The sequence below is a fragment of the Pseudomonas sp. P4_C3 genome, from assembly GCF_056402075.1.
Genome location: NZ_JBFUIC010000248.1, coordinates 1 through 6,449 on the forward strand (window position 1 = coordinate 1; position 6,449 = coordinate 6,449).

A 6,449-nucleotide genomic window follows, 5' to 3' on the forward strand; every position below is an offset into this window, starting at 1 on the left:
CCCACAATCTGCATCGAGACCGGCATGCACTTTTCATCAAGCCCGATGGGCAGCGCCACCGAACACAAGTTCAGCAAGTTGGCGAACCGCCCCAACAAGGCCAGTGGCGTGCCATATTCATCGACCTCATCCAACGGCACACTGCCAATAGCGTTGGTCGGGAAAGCGCAGGCGTCTATGTTGGTCATGGCCTCCTGCATGGCGTGCCGAGCGGCGCGGCGCTGATTGTGCAACTGGATATACGACGCTGCGTCGATGGCGCGACCACTGAGTACGCGACGTTGAACATGGGGGTCGAAACGCAGATCGTCGCGCTCGAACAAGCTACCCAGGCTGGCATAACCTTCGGCGCTCATCAGCCCACCAGCGATGCGCATGCACTGCTCCAACGACGTGGGTAGCGGTTGCTCGATCAGTTGCATGCCCAACGCGGCCAACTGCTTGAGCCCCAAATCGTAAGCCTTCAGCACCCCGGGAGCGACATGCGCTCGTTCGGCCTGTGGCAACACCCAGATGCGCAAACCGGCTACCGGCTGATTGAGACCGGCAGCGGCGCTGAATACAGGTGCCTGGGCCGAAACCGGATCCAGCGGGTCCGGGCCCAGCAGTGCATCCAACATCCACGCCGCATCTTCAACGGTGTGGGTGATAGGCCCTACCGAATCCAGCGAAGGACACAGTTCGATCAAGCCATGGCGACTGATAAGCCCACGCGTGGTTTTCAGCCCGACCAAGCCGCACATGCCCGCCGGAATCCGCACCGAGCCGCCGGTGTCGGTGCCCAACGCAGCGCTCGCCAACCCGCTGGCCACGGCCACTGCCGAGCCGCTGCTTGAACCACCCGGAGCGCGATGCACGTTACGGTCCCACGGGTTCCACGGCGTGCCCATCACCGCGTTGGTGCCCCAGCCACCGAAAGCGAATTCGACGGTGTGGGTCTTGCCAAGAATGATTGCACCGGCACGCTCCAGGCGTTGCACTGCAGTGGCGGTCAACCTCGAAACACGCGGTGCCTGTGCCAATGATCCACCCGTGATGGCCTGGCCATCGATCTCGAACAAGTCCTTGATCGCCAGAGGAATGCCATGCAGCGGTCCCAGGTGTATGCCGGACGCACGCTGGCGATCAGCGGCGATAGCCGCGTTCAAAGCACGCGAGGAATAGGTCTCGACATAGGCATTGAGCTGCTCGTCAAAGCGCTCGATGCGCGCCAGTTGCGCACGAACCAGCGCTTCGCTAGTCAGCGATCCCGCCTGCAGCGCCCGCTGCAACTGGGCAATGCTGTGGGAAGTAACTCGATCTATGGTGCTCATATGTTCAACCTCGCACGGTTTTGCGCCCGCGTGAAAAGTGCTTTTCAAGCACACGCGACAGCATTGAAAGAGGGAAAGCGATAACAAAATAGAACAGCCCTACCAGCAGGAAGACATGCATTGGCAGGAAGGTTTCCGAAGCGATGGCCCGCGCCGCCAGCATCAACTCATCGGTGGCGATCAGAGCGCACAACGAGCTGTCCTTGAGGATCGACACGTAGGCGTTAAGCAGTGGCGGCAACATGCCGCGAATCGCTTGCGGCAGGATGACGGTGGTAAACGCTTTCAGCGGCGTCAGTCCGATGGCGATAGCGGCTTCGCGCTGGCCGCGATGCAGCGAATCCAGGCCGCCACGGAGGATCTCCGCAACGTAAGCGGCACCCTGCAAACCCAGACCGATGGCCCCGGCCCAATAGCCGGACAACGTCAACCCCAGGCTGGGCAACGCGAAATACAGGGCCAGCAGCAACGCCAGAAGAGGTACAGCGCGCATGCTCTGAATAAAGAACGCTGCCAACCGTTTCAGGATGACACTCGGACTTCTCATCGCCCAGACCAACAACGCCCCCAGCACGACCGCCAGAGCGAACCCCATCAGGGACAATTCGGCAGTGATCCGTGCACCGAGCAACAGGCGAGCGATCCAGTCGCTCCAGTACTCCGGGTATTGCTGAAAAAAACTGATCATCGCGCGCTCCCAAAATGACGTTCGAGCCGAATGAATCCCACACCGATCGGTAAAATCATCGCGGCGTAGATGCACATCACAGCCAAATAGATCAGTGAAGTCTGGAAGGTGGAGGTCACCAGATTACGCGCCAGGAACATGATTTCCGGCACGGCAATGGCCGAGGCGATGGACGTGTCCTTGACCAATTGCGTGACGTAGTTGGCGAACGCTGGCAACGTCACGCGCAGGGCCTGGGGCAAGAGAATGCAGTGCAAAATCTGCATCCGGCTCAGACCGACAGCCAATCCGGCTTCATGCTGACCGACATGCAGCGACTGCAAGCCGCTACGGAAAATATCGGCCAACACCGCGCTGCCCACCAGACTCAAGCCAACGATGGCGGCCAGCCACGCGGGCAAGTTGATGCCAAGGTAGGAGAGACCGAAATAGATCAGGAACAGATGCGCCAGCGCGGGAACATTGCGCATCCACTCAATGAAACAGCCGATCACCCCATGCAACACCCGTGACCGACTGAACGTCAGCAACACCGCCAGTACTACCCCTCCGGCACTCGCCAGCAGCAAGGTACACAGCGCGATTTCCAGGGCGGTGAGCGCGCCTTTCAACAACAGAGGCAGTAGCCCGAGAAAGACCTCGAAGTTCGCCATCAAGCGCCCTCCATGGCCATGCGCCCAAGAAAACTGCGGGTGCGCTCATGGCTTGGGTTGTCGATAACCTGCGCCGAAGGCCCTTGCTCGACAATGTGTCCGCCGTCCATGAAGATCACCCGATCCGCCACATCCCGAGCGAAGCGCACTTCATGGGTCACCATGATCATGGTGCGGCCCTCTTGCGCCAGCTCACGAATCACGGCCAGTACTTCCCCCACCAGTTCGGGGTCCAGCGCCGAGGTCGGCTCGTCGAACAGGATGACTTTAGGTTGTTGGGCCAACGCGCGGGCAATAGCGACCCGCTGTTGCTGTCCGCCGGACAACTGCTCGGGATAGACCTCGGCCTTGTGCCGCAGATGGACTTTTTCCAACATGGCATCAGCCAGCTCATAGGCCTGCTTGCGCGGCATACCCTGTGCCTTGATCGGCCCCAGCGCGACGTTGTCGCGTACGCTCAAATGTGGCCAGAGGTAGAAGAGCTGGAACACCATCGCGATCTCGCGTCGCTGCGGAGCCATTTCCCGATCACTCATCAGACGTATGCGTTTACCGTCCTTGATCTGCCCGATCAACTCGTCGCCCAGCCAGATATCGCCTCGAGTGGGTTTTTCCAGGTAATTGATGCAACGCAGGCAAGTGGACTTTCCCGACCCGCTCGGGCCGATCAACGACAGGGTTTCACCGGCTTTCAACTCCAGGTTGATCCCCTTGAGCACCTCCAGATCACCATAACTTTTGTGCAGGTCATGCACTCGCAGCAACGCAGGTTCGGACGGGGTCGACATCTTGGTTAACCTCTTTTTGTTATAGACATGGCGATGAATCGGCACGGGCCATCAGGCCGATTCATCCGCTCAAGCGCTTACTTGCAGCCGGGCAGTTTCCAGTCCGCCGGGCGGTCGACACCCAGCCTCAGGTCCTTGCCTTCCGGCACATACCAGACATCCTGAGTCAGACCGTAGCGGGCACCGATCTTGCGCATTTCACAGCTTTTCCAGAGGGTCTGGATCTGCTCGTTCACGGCAGCCACCAGCTGCGGGCTGGCCCCTTTATTGAAGCCGTACACCACCTGACCTAGCCCCGTCAGCAGTGGGAAATTCGGATCGTTGTCGGTGAAAGCATTGAAGTGCAGGTGCCACTGCTCGTTGCGAAAAATGGCGTATTGCATGACCGGAGGATCGCCAATCACTGCATCGATGCGCCCGGCGAGGAGATCGCGCACCGCGGCATCGGAGGTGTCATACAGCGCTACTTGCAGCCCTTCGATCTTGCGCATCTCAGGGATGAACGAGAAACCCGTGATGGTGCCGACCTTCTTGCCCTGCAAATCTTTGAGGGTGCTCCAGTTGGTCTTGTCGGTCTGGGTGATGCCGTTCTTGAAATAGTGAATCGGGTCGCTCACGGTCATGATCTTCGCGCGCTGCTCGGTCCAGCCCATGGTGCCGGCCATGACATCCACGCGTTTAGCTTGTACTGAGGCGATGGTGCCGGCCCAGTCCATCAAGGCAGGTTTAACCTTCAAACCCAGCTTCTCAGATATTTGTTGAAGGATTTCACCGTCGTAGCCGACCATCCGGCTGTCTTGATAACCGGTCCCCGGCATATCGCCAGTGAACGCGATAGTCAGGCTTCCCGGCTCTACCGTTTCCAGTGCGAATGCCGGTACCGAGGCCAGCATGGATACCAGCAGACCCGCATAGATACCGGCAAAACGTTGAACGTTGGGCTTCTTCATCACGTGCTCCTCGATTGTTTTTTTATGAACAGCATGGTGTTGGGCAGGCGCTCATCGTATGGTGATCGACGGTATAACTGGTTGGATGGTTTGCATGAATGATTGAACATTTGCGACATTTCGGAGATGTACTGCCCAGGACCTCCAGCGAAAGCCTTGTGGAAGGGCTTGATAATGGTCAGGCACGACATCCGCCAAGCCGACGCGGCGCCACCGAGTTGTCTATCGGTATTGTGTTGTGGCCGCGCTTCCCCTTGCTGTCACTCTCGGGGCTGACCGATGCGTTGCGACATGCTGCCGATACGGGTGATCAGAGCCGCCCGATACGATGCCAATGGAAAGTACTCGGTACCCCCGGGCAAAGAGTCATTTCCAGCTGCGGACTGGATGTGCCTATCGACAGTGAGCTCACCAATCCTCATCAATTTGATTACATCGTGGTGATTGGTGGACTGCTTGATTCCCTTGAGGCCGCACCAAAGACGTATCCGGCATTTCTGCTTCAGGCAGCAGCCGCTAACGTGCCGTTGATCGGTCTATGCACGGGCAGCTTCGTGCTCGCTCGACATGGCTTGATGGAGGGACGTACCGCTTGCGTACATGCCTACCATTGCGACGACTGGAAACGTCTGTTCCCCAGATTGCGCTTTGTCAGCAACAGTGACTTCCTCATCGACAAGGATCGGATCACCTGCGCAGGCGGTATCTCAGTGATTGAGTTGGCCATTCATCTTATTGGGGTGCATTGCGGCCCGGATCGGGCCGGCAAAGTTGTTCATCAGATGACGGTCGCAAAAACCAGCTCCGGCAGTTTCGTCGACCGGCGCAAGGCACTTGGCTATGCCAGCTCTTCGAACAGGCGCCTGCACGAAGCCGTGATGCTGATGGAAAAGCACATGACCGAGCCCTTGGATATTGACTCAATCGCAAACCTTGTCGGTACCAGTAAACGGCAACTTGAGCGGCTGTTTGTCGCCGAAACCAGTAACACTCCAGCCCAATTCTACCGTCAGGTTCGACTCAGGTTTGGCCGATGGCTCCTCATCAGCTCGGATCGACATATAGGGGAAATCGCTTTCGAATGCGGGTTCGCCGATGCGCCCCATTTCATTCGACATTTTCAGAACATGTTTGGCATGTCCCCCGGAAAATTGCGCAAAGAGTTGATGCGAAAAGCGACACTCACCCAAGGGGGGAGGTTTTTTTAGACAGTGAAGCATTGATCGGTCACGGGGCAGAATGTGAAGACCAAGTTGGAATGAGATTAACGGTTTTTCGACAGGCCGCTTTTGGCTGATTTCTGCCTGTTACTACCGTCAGCTTTGGGACCAGGCTATGTAAAAACGCAGACACTGTTTTGAAGTCTGCGTCGCTACGTAAAATCTGCCAATGATTGGTGTATCAGCGGACCTGAAATTTGCGTAGGAACGCGATTTTCGTTCTGGTTCTGACTGTCAAACCCGCTCTAAACCGTTTTTGAGAGTGTCAGATTTYCCGGCCTCCGGGTGCTTCCGGTGGGCTTGATCGTCACCTTTTCCACAGGCAATCCGCTGTGCATAACTCCAGCAACCTCCCCTCTGGCACGGCGCCTCACCCCTCATTCTTCTAGACTCAATACAAGGTCGTAGACAGAACCGAACACGTCGCTCTGGTGCAGCCGAATCAAGGGCCGCGTGGCAATCTGGCTTTTATGCCCCTATTGAGGTGCGGCGAAGACCGTGCCGGGCGCAACAAGATGCCCGCTCAGGGTGCCCTGGCCGACGGTCTGTAGATGCCACGATACCGTGACGTGGTGTGAATGCCGCAGCCGACACTTTCGGACAACCGACAACCGCCTGGTTTGTCCGTGACCGTGAGGATTGCTGAATGCCTGATGAGATGTTGCACCTGCCTGTGGTCAACAGTCTGCTGGAGCGCCATAAGGGCACCCCGGGTGCGCTGTTGCCTATTCTTCATGATATTCAGGAGCGCATCGGTTACATCCCCGATGTCGCCGTCCCCGAGATTGCCCATGCCCTGAACCTGAGTCAGGCCGAGGTTCGTGGGGTGATCAGTTT

Annotated in this window: 7 protein-coding genes; 2 read left to right on the forward strand and 5 right to left on the reverse strand. The window is 57.8% G+C overall.

Going from position 1 to position 6,449, the window contains the following annotated elements; genetic code table 11:
* The 5 genes from AC1DVH_RS24540 to AC1DVH_RS24560 all read right to left on the reverse strand — a co-directional run.
* The coding region (locus AC1DVH_RS24540) for an amidase (RefSeq protein ID WP_477755999.1) at positions 1–1,313 on the reverse strand (1,313 nt) is incomplete at its 3' end.
* 4 nt (positions 1,314–1,317) lie between these two features.
* Positions 1,318–2,001, reverse strand: a complete 684-nt coding sequence (locus AC1DVH_RS24545; RefSeq protein ID WP_218429438.1) for an amino acid ABC transporter permease — start codon at positions 1,999–2,001, stop codon at positions 1,318–1,320.
* The gene (locus tag AC1DVH_RS24550; RefSeq protein WP_019582764.1) at positions 1,998–2,654 is read right to left on the reverse strand and encodes an amino acid ABC transporter permease; all 657 of its coding nucleotides are present in this window, start codon (positions 2,652–2,654) and stop codon (positions 1,998–2,000) included. Before AC1DVH_RS24550 ends, AC1DVH_RS24545 begins: the two co-directional genes overlap by 4 nt.
* A complete protein-coding gene (locus tag AC1DVH_RS24555; RefSeq protein WP_086945812.1) occupies positions 2,654–3,442 on the reverse strand; it encodes an amino acid ABC transporter ATP-binding protein in 789 nt (262 codons plus the stop codon). Before AC1DVH_RS24555 ends, AC1DVH_RS24550 begins: the two co-directional genes overlap by 1 nt.
* 77 nt (positions 3,443–3,519) lie before the next feature.
* Positions 3,520–4,392 carry an ABC transporter substrate-binding protein gene (locus AC1DVH_RS24560; RefSeq protein ID WP_477756000.1) on the reverse strand — a complete coding sequence of 291 codons (873 nt, stop codon included), beginning with the start codon at positions 4,390–4,392 and terminating at the stop codon, positions 3,520–3,522.
* Positions 4,393–4,490: 98 nt separating this feature from the next.
* On the opposite strand from AC1DVH_RS24560, the gene AC1DVH_RS24565 reads away from it, so the two are divergent.
* On the forward strand, positions 4,491–5,600 hold the full coding sequence (locus AC1DVH_RS24565; protein ID WP_477756001.1) for a GlxA family transcriptional regulator: 1,110 nt from the start codon (positions 4,491–4,493) through the stop codon (positions 5,598–5,600).
* 658 nt (positions 5,601–6,258) lie between these two features.
* Positions 6,259–6,449 (forward strand): NAD(P)H-dependent oxidoreductase subunit E (locus AC1DVH_RS24570; RefSeq protein WP_477756002.1); only part of this gene is annotated, 191 nt, incomplete at its 3' end.

Bases quoted from the DNA above. Each gene is read 5' to 3' on its own strand.
- AC1DVH_RS24545 (WP_218429438.1), bottom strand. From the start codon at position 2,001: ATGATCAGTTTTTTTCAGCAATACCCGGAGTACTGGAGCGACTGGATC.
- AC1DVH_RS24550 (WP_019582764.1), bottom strand. From the start codon at position 2,654: ATGGCGAACTTCGAGGTCTTTCTCGGGCTACTGCCTCTGTTGTTGAAA.
- AC1DVH_RS24555 (WP_086945812.1), bottom strand. From the start codon at position 3,442: ATGTCGACCCCGTCCGAACCTGCGTTGCTGCGAGTGCATGACCTGCAC.
- AC1DVH_RS24560 (WP_477756000.1), bottom strand. From the start codon at position 4,392: ATGAAGAAGCCCAACGTTCAACGTTTTGCCGGTATCTATGCGGGTCTG.
- AC1DVH_RS24565 (WP_477756001.1), top strand. From the start codon at position 4,491: ATGATTGAACATTTGCGACATTTCGGAGATGTACTGCCCAGGACCTCC.